We start from the raw sequence: 20,518 nt of genomic DNA, 5'->3' as shown, positions 1-20,518 counted from the left end.
TCCTCCTTAGCCGCTGATGGATTGGGCATCCAAAGAACGGCTGGGCTCTTATCGACAGCCCGCATTCAGCTCTGCATGCCATCGGAACGCTGTCGAGAGCCGGATGGTCCTTTCCGCCTTCGGATACCAGCCTTGCGATGCATGCTGGCTGGTGTGCAGATAGCACTGGACGCGTACGTCGGGGCTACCTGGAGTGAACGTCAGCAGACGGCTCATCGGTAGCGTCGTCAGGGGCATGTGATGGCGACTCAGCGATGCCGCGTTGATGAACGTGGTGCCCCAACGTTGCTCGATATGGGTCCTGTTGCCGAAGGAGTCGTCCGGGTTGGTGTGGGTGTGGCCAGCGAGCCACATCTGCACGCGGCCCGGATGCTGCTCGAGGAAGGTTTCGAATACACCCGAATCCGGCTTGCTATCAACCCAATAGAGATACGACGCGCCTTGTGGCGTTCCTCGCTGGAAGTAGCGATGGTAGTACTCCGACCACTGACCGTCGCTGCCGCGACGCAGTCCTTCCCACTCCCCCGATGCCACTGTGGTGTTCTTCAGGACGTAGTGATGCACCGAGATGATGACCGCGTCAGGGTTGCCGAGCACCATCGCCTTCCACCAATCGAAGGTTTCGCCGCTGACCACTCCGCCCGGGTTACCACCGAGTGTTCCCCTGCCGACAGCCTGTGTCGGTTCGTTTCTATCGCTCATCATCAGAAACAGCAGGTTGCCCACCTGGAATGAATACCGCTGCCATGTTCCCTCAACGGGATACCGGCGGGCATCGGGGTTGACGCCGGACGTCGCGGTGTTTTCGCCAAGCGGATCCACCCACCGTCGCCACCACCAAGCCTCTGGCTCGGCGAGACCGCTCCGGTCGTGGTTTCCGCAGACGCTGTACACGTCTTCGCGCCGGTGAGCACGAAGCGCTGAAAATTGCCTTGTGACTTCGTGGCCTTCGGCGTCGTCGGGCAGATCGTGGTGGGCGCCGGACATGTCGCCTACGTCGATGGCGATATCCCATTCGAATGGTGGGCCGCCCTCAGCGCCGCCGACCTCGGAATGCGAAATAGCCTCGGCGAGGCTGTGCCTGCCAAACCTCAGATCCGTTCCGACATGCGCATCGCCAAAGGCCCACAACCGGAAAGGCTTCAACGTTGGTTCGGTGTGCATCACGGGGTCGAAAGGACAGGCGGCCTGCACCGCACTATCCGGCAAACGGTGGTCGCGCCATCACGGTGGGACGAAAGCCATACCGAGGCCCGCTACCGGCTGCACCGGGTCCCGCGCCCGCTAATGGCATGCCGCCCAACAGGTTACCAGCTCCCGCGACCTCAGGTTCGGCGCTCACACTGCTGATCGGGAGCGGCGACGCGGGGGTCAACGTCGGGCTGGCGCCGGTCCAGATCGGCGGCACCGACAACCTGCCGACGGAGGCGGCGTTGCCCAGGCCCGCCGATATCGGCGCACCCCCGCCCAGCAGGCCACTCAGTCCCGGTAGTCCCGCGGCGGCTTTGGCTCCATCGCCGGCGGCTTTGGCGGCAGCCGGCGCCAGGGCTTTCGACAACGCGACGGAGCTGTTGATGAAACCAGTTGCGAAGTGCGGTATCGCGAAACTGCTTTGGATCGGGCCGACGTATGTCGTCCACGGCGCCAGCAAGTTCGCGATCGGAGCCCCTTCCGTGTACTTGATGCCGAACAAGCCATACAAACCGCTCAGGAAGCCATCGAGCCCCGACGTAGATGAGGCCGATGAAGATGACGATGCAGGTGATGCCAGGCTCTGCAACACGTTGGGCACCGAGGAGATCAGTCGTGATGACTGGGATTCGCCGGCACTGCTGGTGGCATGGGCAACCGCCGCAGCCTGCCCGGCCTGGCCGGCTGGATTTGTGGTCTGCTGCGGCGAGGTGAACGGTGTCACCTTTGCGGCGGCCGCCGAGTGGCCGGAATAGCCGTACATCGCAGCGGCGTCCTGAGCCCACATCTCGCCGTATTGCGCCTCGGTGGCGGCGATCACGGGCGTGTTCTGCCCCAGAACATTCGACGCCACCAGCGAGGTCAATTGACTGCGGTTCTCCGCGACCAGAGAGGGCGGCACGGTGGTGGCGAAGGCAGTCTCGTAGGCGGCCGCCGCTGCTCTGGCATGGCCGGCCGCTTGTTCGGCGTTGGCGGCGACGGAGTTCAGCCACGTCACATAGGAGGACGCCGCATTGGCCATCGACACCGATGCTGGGCCTATCCAGTCGTCACCCGCGAGCCTCGCCGCAACTCTGTCGTAGGCCGTTGCCGCCGAATTGAACTCGGCTGCGAGCCGGCTCCACGCCGACGCCGCTGCGGTCAGTGGGGCCGCACCCGCACCCGCGTACATCCGGGCGGAGTTGATTTCCGGCGGCAACGCCCCGAAATCCATTGTTACCGCCCTTAGCCCGCTGCAGCCGCGTTCGCGGCTTCGGTCGCCGCATACGATCCCGCGCTGAGCCCCAGCGTTGCTACGAATTGCTCATGTATTGCCGCAGCTTGCGCGCTGACCGCTTGAAACATCTGGCCATGGGCCGCGAATTGTGCGGCTGTCAACGCCGACACTTCGTCAGCGGCCGCCGGAACAACTCCCGTGGTCGGAGTTGCCGCAGCAGCACTCCCGGAAGTTATCGCCGAACCGATCGCCGCGAACTCGCCAGCCGCCGACGACAGTGCCTCCGGCTGTGTAATCACGAACGACATAGGTTGCCTCCTCAATAGCTTTCCGCTTCAACACCGTTCAGCAGTCACTCAGAGGCTAAAGCGCGAACTGTCACTCGGCGCCAACGCCGAGATGTTGTTTCTAGGACGACTGGTGTTCATTTACTGGCTGCAACGAGTTCAACGTGAGAGCGCTGGCGGCTCGCTCGATAGCTCCTACCTGCGGCGGTGCTCCCACCTCCCTGGTGATCGCCCGTCGATAGCAACCAGGCCACGGTTGCCGTGGCGGATAAAAATCCTGCCGCGGATAATCCCTGCGGGGCGGTGTGCCCGGCGGATTCGGTCAGGTTCTGCTGGCGCTGAATAGCTTTGGCACGGGTGCGGCTGTTTACCCGGCTGCGGGCGGGCGTGGCATCACGGTGTGACGAAACCCGTATCGGTTCATGAAGCCTGAGCTGCGCCGGCCAGCACCGGTCAGCGGTACCCCTCGGAGCAGGCCTCGCGGCTCGTCGGACGCGGTGCTTACGGCGCCGGTCTCCAAATGTGCGGCGCCGGGGCTGGCCGGTGGCGCTCCGGTCGCCCAACTCGGCGGCACCGACAGCCTGCCGATGCTGCCGGCTTTGCCCACAGCCGCCGACGCCGGCCCGCCGCCGCTCAGTCCCTTGAAACCGGCGAACCCTGGTGCCGCCCGCGCCGCGGCACCCGGCGCCGCTACTCCGGCGCTCGAAGCGGCTGGCGTTAGGGATTTCATAATGCCTGCAGTGTTCGACGGGGTCGAAAACAAGCGCTGCACAATCTGCTCGCTGGTAGCGGCAGCCTTCTGGATTTGCTGCATATAGGTCTTAAAGTCATCCCATGTTTTGGACGGCGCCGAGGATGAGGACGACGAGAGTTGTTGCAGTGCTTGCGGCATCGTGGAGGTCAGCTTCGAGCCGGCCTCCGCGTCGGTCGTTTGCGGCGGTGCGTCGAATGGCGTCACGGTGGAAGCCGTCGATGACGCGTCCGCATAGCCATACATGGCCGCCGCGTCCTGCGCCCACATCTCACCGTACTGGGCCTCAACGGCCGCGATCGCTGCCGAGTTTTGCCCCAAAATGTTCGTCGCCACCAGCAACAGCAGCTGGCCGCGGTTGGCGGCGATCACCGGCGGTGGCACCGTCATCGCGCGTGCCGCCTCATAGGCACTGGCTGCGGCTCCGGCCTGGGTAGCCGCCAATTCGGCTTGCTCGGCCGTGCCATAGAGCCACACCACATAGGGCGCAACCGCCGCCGACATCGCTGCCGAGGCGGGACCCGACCATGGCCCGCCGGTCAGCTGCGCGACCGCGGAGGCGTAAGAGACCGCGGCTGAATGGAAGTCAATGGCTAGTCCATCCCACGCCGCGGCAGCAGCCAGCAACGGCGCCGAGCCCGGCCCCGCATACATTCGCCCGGAATTGATCTCCGGTGGCAACGCGCCAAAATCCATCGCTACCTGCCTTCGCCGGCTAACGCGCTACTCGATAGCCCATCGCGTCAACGACATTGAGCAGCGGCCGGTGACCGTCGCTTGTTCGGCGACGTTAGATGACCATCCGCGGATGCGCTTCCGCGCGGACCCAATTACCGATCCCGGTAGCTGCTGCTCATGCGGGGCGGCGGTTACTGACCACACCTTCGGGAAAGGTCAGTCGAAGAGGACGACCTGCACGAACGCTCAGGATGCTGCCGTCACAGCATCGGCGCTGGCACCGCCAGCAGCCACTTTCAACTCCGATCCGCGAGTAAGAATCTCGCCGCGGATAACTCCGGGCCTCGGGGGCTGGACCGCCCTATCCGGCGAACGGGGGCCGCACCATGACCGTGGGGCGGAAGCCGTACCGCGGGCCGGCCCCAGCTGCACCACCCCCGGCACCCGCTAATGGCATGCCGCCCAACAGGTTACCGGCACCGGCCATGTCCGGTGCGGCACTGACGCTGCTCAGTGGCAGCGGCGCGGCGGCAGCGCCGTTGAGTGCTGGCGCCGCACCCGCCCACGACGAGGGCACGGACAGGCCACCGACCGAGGCTGCGTTGCCCAATCCGGCAGATACCGGGGCTCCTCCGCCGATGCCGCCCAGCAGGCCGCCCAGGCCCGGGAGCCCGGCCGCTGCCTTGGCCCCATCAGTGGCGGCCTTGGCCGCTGATGCGGCCGGCGCAAGCGCCTTGCCCACCGACAGCATCGAGTTGGCGATACCGGTGCCGAAGTACGGCAAACCCAGCGTGTTGTAGATGGGGCCAATGTATTTCGCCCACAAGTCCAAAATGTTTGACGATCCGGATCCGCCGAGCAACCCGCCCAGGATGCCACCGGCCCCGGAGGTGGACGAGCCCGACGACGCCGCGGCCTGCAGCGGCGACGCGAGTCCCTGCAGCGCCTTGGGCGTCGTGGAGATCATCTGGGACATCTGAGTTCCGGCAGCGGTGCCGGTGGCATGGGCGACCGCGGCGGCTTGCGTCGCTTGGCCGGCCGGGTTCGCGGTGGGCGGCGGCGCCATGAACGGTGTCACCTCCGCGGCGACCGCCGAGTGGCCTGCATAGCCGTACATCGCGGCGGCGTCCTGGGCCCACATCTCCCCGTACTGAGCCTCGGTGGTCGCTATCGCGGGCGTGTTCTGGCCCAAGAGGTTGGTCGAGACCAGCGACGCCAGTTGAGCGCGGTTGGCGGCGATGACCGGTGGGGGCACCGTCATCGCGTACGCGGTTTCATACGCAGCCGCCGCCGAGCTGGCCTGGGTGGCCGCCTGCTCGGCTTGGACGGCGGTCGCGCTCATCCACTGCACGTAGGGAGTGGCTGCTGTTGCCATCGACGTCGACGCGAGGCCCGTCCACTCTTCGGTGGACAGCCTGGTGATCACGCTCTCGTATCCGGTGGCGGCCGAGTTCAGCTCAGCGGCAAGCGCATTCCATGCCGAGGCGGCCGCCACCATCGGCGTCGACCCGGCACCGGCATACATCCGCGCCGAGTTGATCTCTGGCGGTAAGGCCCCAAAATCCATGTCTGTACCCCTCAGCCGGCCGCGACCGCATTGGCGGCCTCGGTCGCCGCGTAGGACCCGGCGCTGACGCCCAGGGTGTTGACGAACATCTCGTGGATCGCCTGAGCCTGGTTGCTGACGGCCTGGTACATCTGGGCGTGCGCTGCGAACTGCGCCGCCGTCAGCGCTGACACCTCGTCGGCGGCGGCGGGAATCACTCCGGTGGTGGGCATTGCCGCGGCCGCATTCTGGGCGGCCAACGCCGAGCCGATGCCCTGCAAGTTGCCGGCCGCCGCCGACAGCATCTCGGGCTGCGTCGTCACGAACGACATGAGTGGCGTCCTCCTCAAATAGCCTTCTGCGTCAACGGGCTTCATCGCTCGCTACTCGAGATTATGTGGTTGTCACCGGCGCTGTCCGCGTCGACGCGAAGTGTTCATTCCTCGACAGCCACTGTTCATCCGCGGGCATCACGAGTTCACCCAACGGTCGAATTCGCGACGCATGACAGCCATCTGGCCCACCGCCGTGCTACCCGGCCGCCGGCGGGCGCGGCACGACGGGATAGCGGAATCCGTATCGATGAATGAAACCTTCGGTCCGCCGGCCGGTGCCGGTCATCGGCAACCCCCGCAGTAGACCGGCGGGGGTGGCGTCGGGCCTCGCGGTGAGGCTGCTGATCGGTGTTGCCGCAGCGGCCGGGCTTGTTCCTGGAGCCGCTCCGGCCCAAGCCGGTGGCACCGACAACTTTCCGATCGAGCCGGCCTGACCGACGCTGGCCGACACGGGCGAGCCCCCGCCGAGGCCGGCGAAGCCCCCGAAGCTCGACACCCCGGGAGATCCCAACGTCGTCGCGGCGGCACTGGCGGCTTGAGCGGCGGGCATCATCCCCTTCGTCAGCCCACTGAGCTTTTCTCCCAACCCGCCAAAGAAATAGGGGGTGCTGATCGTGCGGAGAAACGCGTCCTGATACTTGCTCCCCTGGCCCGCCAGTATCGGCGCCGGCGACGAGGATGACGAGGTCGTCCCGGTCAGGCCCTGCAGCGTCTGCGGTACCGAGGACGTCGCCTGCGCTGTCGGCTGACCGCCGGCAGACGTGCTGGTGGCTTTGGTGACTGCGGCGGCTTGGCCGGCGAGCCCGGCCGGCTTGGTCGTCGATGGCGGCTGGGTGAACGGGTTCACCTTCGCTGCGGCCGCCGACGAACCGGCGTAGCCGTACATCGCTGTCGCATCCTGAGCCCACATTTCGGCGTAATGGGCCTCGTTGGCGGCGATCGCCGGGGTGTTTTGACCGAGAAAGTTGGTGGCGATCAGGACCAGCAATTCAGCGCGGTTGGCCGCGATCACCGGCGGCGGCACCGTCATCGCAAACGCTGTTTCATAGGCGACCACAGCCGCTTTCGCCTGCGCCGCCGCTTGTTCAGCTTGGACGGCCGTAGCACTGAGCCACGCCACGTAGGGAGCAGCCGCCGCCGACATCGAGATCGACGTCGGGCCGCGCCACACCTGGCTCGCCAGTTCGGAGACCACTGACCCGTAGCCGCTGGCCGCCGAGCTCAGCCCGGCGGCCAGTTCATCCCAGGCCACCGCAGCGGCCAACAGCGGACCCGCTCCGGGCCCGGCGTACATTCGGCCCGAGTTGATTTCGGGTGGTAAGGCCCCGAATTCAATCACTAAACCGGTTCCGCTTCCTCGTCGATAGTGCTCGGCGTCAACAACTTTGAGCGTTCGTTTAGAACTGAACAGGCGCTCGAAAGCGAGATTAGGCGGCTATGCCGAGGTTCGCCGCCTGGGACGCGAAATATTCATCACCCGACAGCTAATGTTCACTCCCGGCCGGCAGCTGTTAATGCGCAGTTGGGTTACGCCCCCGCTATCCGCCCGCTGGCGAGCGCGGCGCCGCGCAGGGCCGGGAGGTGGCTATCGGTTCAGGTCGGTGGCTGCGACCTGAACGAAGACACCGGTGTCTTCGGCCATCAGCAGGCCGCGACCACGCGGCAGCGGACCGCCCTTCATCTTGCCCCGGATGAAGCCCTCGTCGGGGTCGGCGTCCATCACCAGCAACGGCGCATTGGCCTGGTGCAGCGCTCGCAGCATCGGGTCGCTGCCCGCCGAGGACCAGCCGCCGAAGGTGCGGGTGACGATGACGTGTAGGCCGACGTCGGCCGCTCGGGTGACCCAGGGTGCGGCTTTGTGCAGCGGCGAATCGAACCCCGGCGGCAGCTGTTGCACGTCGTCGATGATCAAGAAGATCTCCGGCCCGCTCCACCACGACCGCGACAGCAGCTCCTCGGCCGATAGGCCCGGTGGCGGCTCGCGGCCCGCCAGGGTGGCCGCCAGCTGATCCATCATCGTCGCGACGCCGTCGAGGTTGTAAGCGAAATGCTCCACGTAGTCGGGACCCAGCGTGGTCAGCAGCTGGCGGCGCGGGTCCACCAGCCACACCTGAGCGGAGGGCTCTGTTGTCGGCGGGGCGGTGCTGGCGCCGGGCGCGTAGATCCGGCCGATCTCGCACATGATGGTCGCCAATGTCGTGGTGCGCCCACACTCACGCCGACCGGTCACCATCAGATGAGCGTTCTCGGCAAAGTTGAGGTAGACCGGCTGCAAATCCAATTCCGAGATCGCCCAGGCGATCCCGCCTGCGCCGACTCCGCCGCGGCGGTCAGCTGCGGCCAACGCCTGCACCTGCTCCAGCCCGAACTTCGCCGGGAGCCTGCGCACCGGGCGGGCCCGGCCGGCGGCGACCTGGCTGACGGCCGCGGCCACGCTGTCGGACTCGAATACGGCGTCCGGTGTGGTCTCCAACGCGGGTCTGGCCACCAGGGTGTGCAGACCCGACTGCGGGTCGCTGTCGAGGCGCACGTAGTTGACTGCGAGCATGCCGCGACCGGGCTTGACCGGAACGTCCTTGGCGAATCGGGACCGCACCAGTTTGGCGTCCTCCACCGCGGCCAGCCGCAGCTCCACCCGGGACCCGAAGCCGCTGCGCACCGGTGGCCGCAGCTCTGATTCCCGGTCGGCGGTGACCACCACGTGCACCCCGAACGAGGGCCCCTGGTTGATGATCAGGTTCACCTGCTCGATGAGGACCTCGTTCTCCTCGGCCAGCGCCCGGTAGTTGTCCACCACAAGGTAAACATCGCCGTAGCCGTCGTCGGGCACGCCGCCGGGCTCACCACCGAACTTGCGCCGCCTGAACATCTCCATCGACGCGATTTCGTACTCGAGGAAACTGCGTTTGCGTTCGCGCACCAATGCCAGCAACTCGGCGACTGTGCGGCGCACGCCGTAGGGATCGGTGGGGCCGACGACCTCGCCCACGTGCGGGACACGGGCCACCGTCGTCAACGCGGTGCTGCTGTAGGCCAGGCAGTAGAACTGCACCTGTTCGGGCGTGTGCGTCAGGGCTGCTGAGCAGATCAACGTCTGCAGCGCGGTGGTCTTACCGGACCCGCCCGCGCCCAGGATCAGCACGTTGGAGCCGGCCCCGGACGTGTCCACCGTCCACGGCGGCTGGTCGTGCTTGTATGGGCGGTCGATGATGCCGATCGGGAAGACGAGGTTTCTGGCGGTGCCATAGTCCTGCTGCCACGGCCGGCCCAAGAAGCGGTTCACCAGTTCGTCGATGGGCACCGGCTGGTCCAGCGGCGGTTGCCACAAGCGGTAGGGCTCGAAGGGAATCCGGCGCAGCTGATCGATGATCACCGTGCCGACTTTCGGTGTCCGGATCGCTTCCTCTTCTTCCTCCTCGTCCTCGACAACCTCGACCTCGTCGCTGTCGATAATCACCTCGCCGTTGGCGATCTCGGGCAGCGCGTCCATGTCCGGGCCGCCGCCCACGCTGACCTCGATCGGCGTAAAGGACGTGGAAAACAGTTGCGGGCGAATGAAATCGACTGAGTGCACCAGCGGCGCCTGCCCGTCCTCGTCGAGTGAGACGCCGCGGCGGTAGTCACGCCACAAGAACTCGGCCTGGAAGCGGACGATCTCCTCGAGGCTCTTACGGAAATACCCCAGCCCCGCCTGAGCCGGCAGGTTCACCGCGTTGGGTACGCCGGCGGCCTGCGCTGCGCCGGCGGTACGGGCTTTGAGCACCAAGCGGTAACCCATGTTCTCCATAAGCTTTTCGGCTCGGCTCTCGATGGTCTGGGACGCCATCATCAGATGGATCCAGTAGGCGCGGCCCTGCCGCCCGATCGAGTCGAGGACATCGACCGCCGTGGGCATGATGCGGAACCATTCGTAGAACTCGTCGATGACCACCACCAGCATGGGCAGCGGCGGCATGTCCTGGCCGCGGGCCCGCATCCGGGAGCGCATCTCGTTGTATTCCTTGGCGTCGTCCACACCGGCGTTGTCGCAGAACGCTTTCCGGCGTGCGATTTCGCCCCACAACGCATCCAGGAAGCGCTCCATCAGCGCTTGGTCTTCTTCGAGGTCGGTGATGATCCGCGACACGTGCGGTACGCCGGCGAACGGTTTGACCGCCGATCCACCTTTGAGGTCGGCCAGCACGAACTGCAGCTCATCGGGTGGATGCCCAAGCATCAGCGACTCCAGCACGGTGCGCACCAGCGTCGACTTACCTGAACCAGTCGTCCCCGACATCACGCCGTGCGGGCCGTCGCCACCCTCGTCGAGCGACTTCATATCCAAAAACAGCAACTCGCCGTTGTCGGAGCGGTTACCGAACGGCACGCGCAGCCGCGACCGGCGCTGCGAGTCGCCGCGCCCGTTCCACAGCGCTTGGAAATCGATCGCGGCCGGATTCTCAACCCCGTAGTAGGACAGGATGTCTCGCGCACCAATATGTGCCACTCGCTGCCCGATTTCCTCGTAGGCCTCGGCGAGCCGCCACTGCGCCATGCGCTGCGCGAACTGTTCGGCCTCGGGCTCGGTCAGTTGATCGGCCAGCGCGAAGAACCACTTGTTGTCGTCGATCACCATCCAGGTGTCGCGATCGCGCGGCAGCGCCTCGATCACCCCGGCGCTGTCGAATTGCAGCATCCGCTCGGGAGCAGTGGTCCACAGCGCTGACCCCGTCAAATCGAAGAACGTCACCCCGTCAACGCCTTCGGTGCTGATCACGTATTCCCATTGCGGATCGTCGACGTCGACGATGATCACGCGATGCGGTGTGGGCGTTTCCGCCGAGGAACTGGCATGTCGAGGCGTGAACGACCCACGCCCGGCGAACAAGTCGGCTTGGTCAGCGGCGAAGTCACGCACCGAGGAATAGACCATCCGTGCATTGCCTGCGGCATCGCGGCGGCGCGGATCCCCGAAGTGGGGCAGCCATTTGACCCAGTCCCACTGCGCCGCATCGGAAGTCACAACGACCATCTGGACATGGTCTGGACCGTGTGAGAACGCCAGCTGGCAGATAATTGCCCGCATCAGGCCCAGCACCTGTTCACGGTCTCCGGCCAGCGCGTACCACGGCTCGACCAGCAGCGACACCATCTTGGGCAGGTTGTAGACGACGCTTTGATAGCGCCCGAATTCCTGGAGTGCCTTACCGGTGACCGGCTCCAACTCGATATCGGTCGGCATGTTCTGCGGCTCGCCCCAGGTCACCTCGGGCCGCGTCATGCCCACCCCGACCCTGGCCACGCCGAAGTTGAAGTCCTTGCCGTCAGGCTTGCGCTCCCACATCCGGCTCGACCCCACCGCGGCCGACAACGTCGCCGGGTCCGGGTGGAACCACCGGTAGTTGGCGTCCATGCTGTCGGCGGATTCCTGCGCGGTTTCGCGCAGCATGTCCAGCATCAACATGAACTGGGCGCGCATCGCGTCCAACTTCGGGCGGCTCATCTGTTGCTGGCCGCCGCCGAAGCGACCGCCGAACATCATCATCGCGACCCCGCCGATCATGAAGATCGGGAAAATCGAACCGGCCCCCAGGAACATTCGCGAGCCATTGGCGACGGTCATACCGACCATGCCGACCAACAGGCCGAGCACCAGAACTCCGACCACGATCAGCCACCAGGGCTTGCCTTCCGGCGGCGGCACGCTCAGCGGCGTCGGCAAGACGATGTTCTCCGGCTTGACTACCGGCGCGCGCTGCGGCGTTGGCCGCGCAAAGCCACGTTTCACTTCGGTACCACCAACTCTGCAGGGTTCATATCGGTCGGGAGGGTGTCATGACGCACCAGCGCATCGGCCCGCGACAGCGTCGGACCGGACGCCAACAGCCGTAGCGCCACCCAGGGTGCCGGACTGGGCGACGACGTCAGCCCCAGCGCAGTGCGCGCGTCGCGGGTGTTGTCGACACCGAACCGCACACCGGATTTGGTCAGCCACCACAGTGATTCGGCGGTGGCAGATCCGGGGTGGTTGCCGGTGACGACGATGAAGTTCGCGTAGTCGGGACCGAAATAGACTTTGTCCGCTTCGAGGCCCGAGTTGTCGGCCTTCACCAGCGACACCACCCGGTTGGTGTCGGACGCGGCCACCGGAATCGTTGGCCCGGACACCACCTGGACGCGGGCGCGCTCCTCGCCGACGGTCTTTTCCCACCACCAGCAGGTGGCCGGATTCTCCCGGATGTCCACGACCTGCAGGGGGCCCTCGGGATACGCCGACAGATCCAGCCCTTTGACCACCGGCATTTTCGCCAGCGCTGCGGGCGCCACCGTCACCAGCTGAGCTCCCGGCGTGCTGCCGGCGTTTTGCAGGATCTGGGCGACCACCGCCGTTACGGTCTGCACACCGTCGGGCAGCACCACCGAATACTGTTGCGGGCCACTGATTTGCGGTGTGACGAACACCGTCCCTACCGGCCCCGGCGCACCGGGGAACCGTGCCGGGCTACCGGCCTCGGGCACCGTCGGGACGGACAGTTCAGGACCGACTGGCAATGCGTCATACAGTGCGCGGCTCATCGGCCGGGCTTGGGTGACTTCTTCGGGCGTAAGGCCCAGCGGCAGCAACACCGACCGGTTCGCAGCGTCGATACGTGACCGCCGGCCCTGCCGGATCACCCAGGTGTCGTTTTCGTAGCGCAGCACCACCGCGTCGGGCCCGCTCAGCACTCGCCGGCGACCTGACAGGTCGGGGGCACCGTCGATCACCGTCACGCTCACGGACGACGGTGCTCCCACGCCCGCCGTCGACGTGACCGAATCACAGACCAGCCAGGAGGACGACGCCGGCGATGTCGGCGAGAACTCCGACGGCGCGCCGGGAATCCCGACCAGCGGGCCGTGCGGTTGCTCGGCGATCTGACTCCCGCGGACCTTGTGCGGGTTGTCGGCCCGGCCGGTGATCAGCCGCGCCGACGCCAGATTCAGCGCCGGATACAGCGTGTCGCCGACACGGACATACAGCGCCCCGGAATCGCGGTCGGCGATGATCGGCGATTCGTTCATCTGGCCGGACGGGTTGATGAACGACCACAGCAGCGCGCCTAAGCAAATCACCGCCGCCGCCGACACCGATGCCACCACGGCCAGCGTCTGGCGCCGGCCGGGTTCGATCTCCATCCGGACCCGCCAGCGGGTCAGCGCCATCGCCGTTCGGCGCGCCAGGAACTGGTAGCCGGTTACCTGGGTTCGTGTCGACAGCCCAAGGCCGTATCCGGAGCCTCGCTGGCCGCCGCCCTGGTCAGAAGGCACGGTGGACCACGCCCCGAGTCGACGGAACGCCCAAATACTGCCGGTCGCCGCTATTCACACCGATAACCGTAGGGCACCCCGACCGGCCTCGCCACGCGAGAAGCGGTGTCGTGACCTGCCCGGATAGTGGTGCGCACCACAGTGTCATCACTTGCTATCTGTCCTGCTGGAATCGTGAAGTCTTCACTGGCATCGTAGCGACGCAGAGCAAAGTCGGCTCGTCAACAAGACGCCAGGTCGCAGGCGCGCCGGACCACCAAGCAAGATTGGCCGCATGACACAGACCGCGCCGTCGTTGGCTGAGCTCGCCCGGCGGCTGGGGATTGCGACCGAGTACGAGGATTGGACCGGCCGGCGGGTACCGGTTCCGGAGTCCACGGTGGTGGCGGTCCTGGCCGCCTGCGGTCTCACCGCCGGCACCGACGCGGAGCGCGCGGCGGCGCTGGACGCCCAGGACCGCGCGTATTGGTCCCGTCCGCTGCCGGCGACCATCGTCGAACGCGCCGGTGCCCAGACGTCGTTCTGGGTCCATGTGCCCCATGGCCAACCGGCCCAGGTGTGGCTGCAATTGGAGGACGGCACCATCCGGGACGGTCTTCGGCAGGTCGACAATTTCACTCCGCCGTTTGATCTCGAGGGCGGCTTGGTCGGTGAGGCCAGCTTCGAGCTGCCGTCCGACCTGCCGCTGGGCTATCACCGAGTGCACCTGCGGTCCAGGGCCGACGAGGCCAGTACGGCGCTGATCGTCACCCCGGATTGGCTGGGCTTACCCGAGCGGCTCGGCGCCCGCCGCGCCTGGGGGCTGGCCGCCCAGTTGTACAGCGTGCGCTCCCGACGGTCGTGGGGCATTGGCGACCTGACCGATCTCGCCGACCTCGCGGTGTGGTCGGCTTCGATCCACGGCGCCGATTACCTGCTGGTCAATCCCCTGCATGCGGCTGCTCCGACCGCACCGATGGAGCCGTCGCCCTACCTGCCGACGTCGCGGCGCTTCGTCAACCCCGTCTACCTTCGGGTCGAGGCCATCCCGGAATTCGCCTACCTGCGCAAGCGGGGCCGGGTGCGGCGATTGCACGACCATGTCCAAGACCGCTGCGCCCGCGCCGATTCCATCGACCGTGACGCCGCGTGGGCGGCCAAGCGGGCGGCGCTGCACGTGGTTTACCGGGTCCGGCGTTCGGCCGGCCGGGAACTGGCGTATGCGGCGTTTCGCGCCCGGGAAGGGTCGGCTCTCGACGACTTCGCCACCTGGTGCGCGCTGGCCGAGGAGTACGGCGCCGACTGGCATCGCTGGCCGGAATCGCTGCAGCATCCCGCCGCGGACGGCGTGGCCGATTTCGTCGCCCGGAATTCGGCGGCGGTGGATTTCCACCGCTGGCTGCAGTGGCAACTCGACGAGCAATTGGCTGCGGCCCAATCGCAGGCGCTGGGGGCCGGGATGTCGCTGGGCATCATGGCGGACCTGGCCGTGGGCGTGCACCCCACGGGCGCCGACGCCTGGGCGCTGCAGGACGTGCTGGCGCTTGGTGTGACCGCAGGCGCACCGCCCGACGAGTTCAACCAGCTCGGCCAGGACTGGTCGCAGCCGCCGTGGCGTCCGGATCGGCTCGAGGAGCAGGAGTACCGGCCGTTCCGGGCGCTGATCCGCAACGTGCTGCGGCATGCCGGCGGCGTACGCATCGACCACATCATCGGCCTGTTTCGGCTGTGGTGGATTCCCGATGGTGCTCCGCCCACCGACGGCACCTACGTGCGCTATGACCACGAGGCGATGATCGGCATCGTGGCGTTGGAGGCGCACCGCGCCGGTGCGGTGGTGGTGGGTGAGGATCTGGGCACCGTGCAGCCGTGGGTGCGTGACTACCTGCGGGCCCGTGGCGTGCTGGGCACCTCGATTCTGTGGTTCGAACTCGACCGCGACGGTGATGGCGGCCCGCTGCCGGCGGAGCGGTGGCGGGAATACTGCCTGTCGTCGGTCACCACGCACGACTTGCCGCCGACCGCCGGATATCTGGCCGACGAGCATGTGCGGCTGCGGGATTCGTTGGGACTGTTGACACGTCCGGTTGCCGAAGAACTGGCCGCCGCCAAGACCGAACGCGCAGCCTGGATGGGCGAACTGCGCCGGGCTGGGCTACTGGGCAAGCATGCCGACCTCGACGCGACGGTGCTGGCGCTCTACCAATATCTGGGCCGAACGCCGTCGCGGCTGTTGGGTCTCGCGCTGACCGATGCCGTCGGCGACTGGCGCACCCAAAATCAGCCCGGCACCACCGATGAATACCCCAACTGGCGTGTTCCACTGTCCGGCCCGGACGGTCATCCGATCCTGCTGGAAGACGTGTTCACCGATGGCCGCGCAAACAGGTTGGCCGAAGCGTTGCATGACCACACTGGGGCCGAGCACACCAGCCAGCCGCTGTCATGACGCTTTCACCAGCTGACCGGGCAGCCCTTGCGGACTTGGTGCACCGATACGCGGCCGGTGTTGATGATCGCCAATTCGATTCCGTGACAGCGCTTTTCACAGATAACGCCGAGCTCGCGGTGGCCGACCCGCCCGCAGAGATGACGCCGGTCCGTCGGCACCGGGGTCAGGCTGCCATCGGGGCGGCCCTGGCAACCGTCGCCGCCGCCGCACGCACCGAGCACGCCATCGTCGGCGAGGTCTACCAGGAGGGCCCCGGAGTCGGTAGTGCTCGCGGTCGTATTGCCTGCATCGCACACCACTGGATGCAGCGCGACGAGAAGATCACCGACGTGGTTTGGCATCTGCGTTATGACGACGAATATCAACGCACTGACGCCGGGTGGCGGATCCGCCGGCGGCAACTGACGGTCAACGCGATCGAACACCGCTCGGTGCGCAGCGTGCGGCCCAGCGATCCGGCGATCTGATCGAACCGGCCAACCGGCCCGCCTTTTCCGTAGACTTCCCCCCAATCCCCCGCGCCACGATGGGGTTAGCGCGAACGGGAGGAGCTCCCATGCTGCGACCGCGCCGGTTCGACCACGAATGTGACCCGGGCCCCGTGCAGATCCAGGCACGCAAAGTGCACTTCGACGTCACCGAGGTCCCGCTGCACTGGATCCCCGGGCATCCGGTGGCCTCGAATTTCGCCAGCCTGCTCAACGTCGTGCTGCCACCGGTCGAACGGTGGTTCGTCGCGGTGTTCAACGAGGCGCTACCGCTGGTCAAAGACGCCAAGCTGGCCGACGATATGCGCGGATTCATCGGCCAGGAGGCCACCCACGCCGATATCCACGACCAGGTGCTGCACGACTTGATGGTGGCCCACGGTGTCGATCCCCAGCCGCTGCTCGATCAGGTTGACTTCGTCTTCTCCCGCACCCTGGCGCCCTCCACGTCGTCGGACCCCAAGCGCCGACTCAACCATCTGTGTGACCGGCTGTGGCTCATCGCCGCGATCGAGCACTACACCGCGGTACTCGGTGACTTCGCTCTCAACTGCAACTGGGACGATCACGGCGCCGACGCCACGATCGTCGATCTGTTCCGCTGGCATGGCAGTGAGGAAGTCGAGCACCGCAACGTCGCCCACGACGTCGCGGTCTACTTCCACGACAGCTACCTCGATCGGATCCGTTCGATGGCGATGGCGGTGACGATGGTCTTCGTCTTCTTTCAGCGGGGTACGTGGTATCTGACGAAGACCGACCCGAATCTCGACATGGGCTGGTGGAAAATGCAGTGGCTTCGGGCGCGGGACTCCAAGGCGGGATTGCTGCCGACCTATCGAAAGTTGTTTGGCTCCAACACATTCACCTACTTCCGGCCGGGTTTTTCACCCGAGGAGATGGGTTCCACGGCGCAGGCCGTCGCCTATCTGGCGAGTTCCGCGGCGGCCCGCGCGGCGCACCAGTGAAGGCGGTGTTGCAGCGGATTCGGCAGACGCCACCGAGCGCGTTCGGCCGGTCCCGCCACGATTTGCTGATCGGACTCGCCGATGCGGCGATCTCCGGGCTGTGGGCGCTGTCGGGATCGATCCGCCGTATCGCTGCACCCGTAGAAAACGACCAGCGCATCGCGCTGACCGTGGTGGAGCGCCGGGTGGTCGCGCATGACCAGGATGTGGTCGCGCTGACGTTGGCGGCTGCCGACGGCGGAAACCTGCCGCCGTGGCGTCCGGGTGCGCACCTCGACATTCAGCTGCCCAGCGGACGGCTGCGGCAGTATTCGCTGTGCGGCGACCCCGACCGTCGCGACGTCTACCGCATCGCGGTGCGACGCATCCCCGACGGCGGCGGCGGTTCGGTCGAGGCGCACGACACACTGCACGTCGGCGCTGCGGTCGACACCCACGGACCGCGTAACGCCTTCCCGCTGACGGTGCCCGGCTATGGCTCACCGACGCAGCGTCTGCGTTTCATCGCCGGCGGTATCGGCATCACTCCGATCCTGCCGATGCTGGGCTACGCCGAGCGGCTCGGCGTCGACTGGTCGATGGTCTATGCCGGTCGCAGCCGCGACAGCTTGCCGTTTCTCGACGAAGTGGCGGTGTTCGGTGACCGGGTCGAGGTCCGTACCGATGATGTCCACGGCGTTCCGACGGCGACCGGGCTCCTCGGTGACTGCGCCGACGGGTCAGCGGTGTATGCGTGCGGTCCGGCGCCGATGTTGAGCGCGGTCCGATCCAGGCTGGTCGGCCGCGGCAATGTGGAGTTGCACTTCGAGCGATTTGCCGCGCCGCCGGTGATCGACGGAGAGGAGTTCACCGCCCGCGTCGCCTCGACGGGCGCCACGGTGTGCGTTGGCGCCGAGGAGACGCTGCTGGCGGCGTTGCGGCGGGTTGGGGTTGCAGCGCCGTATTCCTGCCAACAGGGCTTCTGCGGCACCTGCCGCACCCGCGTCCTCGAAGGGCGCGCCGAGCATCGTGACACGCTGCTCACCGATCCGGAACGCGCGGACGGCATGATGCTGGTGTGCATTTCGCGGGCGCCGAAAGGCGAACAGCTTCTGCTCGACTTGTAACGCTGCAACGTGGTTTGTGACCAATCTCACGTCGTGACTTCAGTTACCCGGCGGAACTCTCCGACCGACGCGCGCGTTCGCGCCTGCGGGGCGCAAAGCCGCAGCGCCTGAAGGGTTTTGGGACCCGAGCGAGTCCGTTCGGACCGGTTGGCCGGCGGCTGGGCCGAAGCCTGGTACTGTCTGCCGCAGACGCGTCTTAATTCCAGACGATTGACCGCAGGCGCGGAACTGTGTCCGCGCTTGCTGAGTCTTATCCAGGCGAGGTCACGTCCGGGCCCGACAACTCGGCCGCGGCGGTCTGCTTCCAGCGGGCCGATGACAGCCGCTGCGAGGCCCGTCATCACCGCGGTGAGCTGCGCGCTTCGTGTATCTTCAGGCCCGTGACGACCACCGACAGGAACAAGCCTGACAGGGACGTCGATTCGGCCGGGACCGGCGGCGCCGCGACAGATACCACGCACCAGGTCGGCTACCCGGCTGACGTGGTGGACGTCGAAATGGAGCTCGAGCAGGGTTATCGCACTGAGGTGCACGCGGCCCACGACATCGTCGACGTGGAAACCTATGGCGGCGGATTCGACCTCACCAGGCGGGCGACGGCTCCGCGGTTGCGGGTGGGCCGCGACAAGTGGTTCAACCTGCTGTGGCTGATCCCCATCGGTTTTGCTCTGCTGATCGCGGCGGTGGCGATCGGCAAAGGCCTGCGCAACATGCCGGGCATCGAGGAGTTCATTCAGCGTTACCCCGGAGCTGAAGAAGCGACCGGAAGCGCGGTCGGCATCCCGTGGTGGGCGAACTGGACGCACTTTTTCAACCTGTTCTTGATGATGTTCATCATCCGCTCGGGCATCCAGATTCTGTGTGACCACCCGCGGCTGTACTTCAGCCGCAACTCCACGCCCGGCAAGGACGAGTGGCTGCGGGTCGGTCCGCCGGTTCCCGACGACGAGTTGTGGACGGCCAACTCCGACACCGTCGCGCTGCCCCCGCAATTCGGGCTGCCCGGGTTCCGGCACTCCATCGGCCTGGCCCGCTGGTGGCACCTGGGCGTCGACGTCTTATGGCTGCTGAACGGCGCGGTGTTCTACGTGCTGCTGTTCACCACCGGCCACTGGAAGCACATCGTGCCGACCAGTTGGAGAGTTTTTCCCGACGCCGCCTCGGTGGCGATTCAGTACCTGTCGCTGGATTGGCCGAAGGACAACGGCTGGGTGGGCTACAACGGCATGCAGTTGATGGCCTACTTCACCACCGTCTTCATCGCCGCCCCGGCCGCGCTGATCACCGGCCTGGGGATGTCGCCGGCTCTCTCGCAGCGGATTACGGTGATCAGCAAGCGGTTGAACATTCAGGTCGCACGGTCACTGCATTTCCTGGTGCTGGTCTACTTCCTGTTCTTCATCCTGGTGCACGTCACGCTGGTCTTTGCCACCGACGCGTTGAGAAACCTCAACCACATGTTCGCCGCCCGCGACGACAACAGCTGGCTGGGCTTCTGGTTCTTCGCAGCGGCGATGGCCGTGACGGCCGTCGCCTGGGTGTGGGCCACCCCGTTCACCATCCGGCACCCCCGGGTGGTCCAGCGGGTCGGCTACGCGCTGATCGGCCCCTTCCAGCGGGCGCTGGAGAACTTCAACCCCAAGCCGGGCGCCTTCACCGAGAAGGACATCTCCCCGCACCACTGGCGCAACGGCCGGTTGCCCGAGACCGTCGAATACAAAGAGCTGGAGAAGAACGACTTCGTCGACTGGCGGCTCAAGGTTTACGGTCTCGTCGAAAACCCGACCGAGTTCTCACTCGAGGACTTGCAGGCGCTGCCCTACCACGACCAGATCACCCAGCACTTCTGCATCCAGGCGTGGTCGGGCGTCGCGAAATGGGGCGGCGTGACGATGGAGACGATCATGGACATCGTCAAACCGCTGCCCGAGGCGAAATGGGTGGTGTTCTATTCGATGGGCCTGGGCGCCACCGGCGGGATCTACTACAACGCACACCCGATCGACCAAATGCGCCACCACATGAGCATGCTGGCTTACAAGATGAACGACCAGCCGCTGCCCTACATGCACGGCAAGCCGTTGCGGCTGCGTAACGAGCTGCAGCACGGGTTCAAACAGGTGAAGTGGATCAAGGGTATCGAGTTCGTCGCCCATTACTCCGAGATCGGTAGCGGCTACGGCGGATACAGCGAAGATCACAAGTACTTCGGGCGCCACCAGACGCTGTAAGCA

General features: G+C 66.4%; 14 protein-coding genes. 5 read left to right on the top strand and 9 right to left on the bottom strand.

Annotated features, from left to right (window positions below; all coding sequences use genetic code 11):
- Positions 1 to 48: 48 nt before the first annotated feature.
- The 9 genes from AC5Y49_RS00320 to eccB all read right to left on the bottom strand — a co-directional run bounded on the left by AC5Y49_RS00320 (position 49) and on the right by eccB (position 13,291).
- Complete coding sequence (locus AC5Y49_RS00320) at positions 49 to 1,164, bottom strand: hypothetical protein (protein WP_499883859.1); 1,116 nt, start codon at positions 1,162 to 1,164, stop codon at positions 49 to 51.
- A gap of 34 nt (positions 1,165 to 1,198) precedes the next feature.
- Positions 1,199 to 2,404, bottom strand: a complete 1,206-nt coding sequence (locus AC5Y49_RS00315) for a PPE family protein (RefSeq protein WP_499883858.1) — start codon at positions 2,402 to 2,404, stop codon at positions 1,199 to 1,201.
- An 11-nt stretch (positions 2,405 to 2,415) separates the two neighbouring features.
- Positions 2,416 to 2,715 carry a PE family protein gene (locus AC5Y49_RS00310; RefSeq protein WP_499883857.1) on the bottom strand — a complete coding sequence of 100 codons (300 nt, stop codon included), beginning with the start codon at positions 2,713 to 2,715 and terminating at the stop codon, positions 2,416 to 2,418.
- Positions 2,716 to 3,061: 346 nt separating this feature from the next.
- Complete coding sequence (locus AC5Y49_RS00305; protein ID WP_499883856.1) at positions 3,062 to 4,141, bottom strand: PPE family protein; 1,080 nt, start codon at positions 4,139 to 4,141, stop codon at positions 3,062 to 3,064.
- A gap of 343 nt (positions 4,142 to 4,484) precedes the next feature.
- Entirely contained in the window at positions 4,485 to 5,690 is a 1,206-nt protein-coding gene (locus tag AC5Y49_RS00300; protein WP_499883855.1) for a PPE family protein, read from the bottom strand.
- A gap of 11 nt (positions 5,691 to 5,701) precedes the next feature.
- Positions 5,702 to 6,001, bottom strand: coding sequence for a PE family protein (locus AC5Y49_RS00295; protein ID WP_499883854.1), 300 nt, complete (start codon positions 5,999 to 6,001; stop codon positions 5,702 to 5,704).
- 199 nt (positions 6,002 to 6,200) lie between these two features.
- Positions 6,201 to 7,340 (bottom strand): PPE family protein, encoded by a 1,140-nt coding sequence (locus AC5Y49_RS00290; protein ID WP_499884594.1) that lies wholly within the window; start codon positions 7,338 to 7,340, stop codon positions 6,201 to 6,203.
- Positions 7,341 to 7,589: 249 nt separating this feature from the next.
- Positions 7,590 to 11,771 (bottom strand): type VII secretion protein EccCa, encoded by a 4,182-nt coding sequence (eccCa, locus tag AC5Y49_RS00285; protein WP_499883853.1) that lies wholly within the window; start codon positions 11,769 to 11,771, stop codon positions 7,590 to 7,592.
- Positions 11,768 to 13,291, bottom strand: coding sequence for a type VII secretion protein EccB (eccB, locus tag AC5Y49_RS00280; RefSeq protein ID WP_499883852.1), 1,524 nt, complete (start codon positions 13,289 to 13,291; stop codon positions 11,768 to 11,770). The genes eccCa and eccB overlap by 4 nt, the downstream gene beginning before the upstream one ends.
- Positions 13,292 to 13,565: 274 nt before the next feature.
- On the opposite strand from eccB, the gene malQ reads away from it, so the two are divergent.
- The 5 genes from malQ to AC5Y49_RS00255 all read left to right on the top strand — a co-directional run bounded on the left by malQ (position 13,566) and on the right by AC5Y49_RS00255 (position 20,515).
- On the top strand, positions 13,566 to 15,719 hold the full coding sequence (gene malQ / locus AC5Y49_RS00275; protein ID WP_499883851.1) for a 4-alpha-glucanotransferase: 2,154 nt from the start codon (positions 13,566 to 13,568) through the stop codon (positions 15,717 to 15,719).
- Entirely contained in the window at positions 15,716 to 16,189 is a 474-nt protein-coding gene (locus tag AC5Y49_RS00270; RefSeq protein WP_499883850.1) for a nuclear transport factor 2 family protein, read from the top strand. The genes malQ and AC5Y49_RS00270 overlap by 4 nt, the downstream gene beginning before the upstream one ends.
- 89 nt (positions 16,190 to 16,278) lie before the next feature.
- On the top strand, positions 16,279 to 17,178 hold the full coding sequence (locus tag AC5Y49_RS00265) for a metal-dependent hydrolase (protein WP_499883849.1): 900 nt from the start codon (positions 16,279 to 16,281) through the stop codon (positions 17,176 to 17,178).
- A gap of 5 nt (positions 17,179 to 17,183) precedes the next feature.
- A complete protein-coding gene (locus AC5Y49_RS00260) occupies positions 17,184 to 18,284 on the top strand; it encodes a PDR/VanB family oxidoreductase (RefSeq protein ID WP_499884593.1) in 1,101 nt (366 codons plus the stop codon).
- Between the two features lie 497 nt (positions 18,285 to 18,781).
- Complete coding sequence (locus tag AC5Y49_RS00255; RefSeq protein ID WP_499884592.1) at positions 18,782 to 20,515, top strand: molybdopterin-dependent oxidoreductase; 1,734 nt, start codon at positions 18,782 to 18,784, stop codon at positions 20,513 to 20,515.
- Positions 20,516 to 20,518 lie beyond the last annotated feature (3 nt).

This window comes from Mycobacterium sp. NGS62, assembly GCF_059812285.1.
This window is presented reverse-complemented; position numbering and strand designations above follow the sequence as displayed.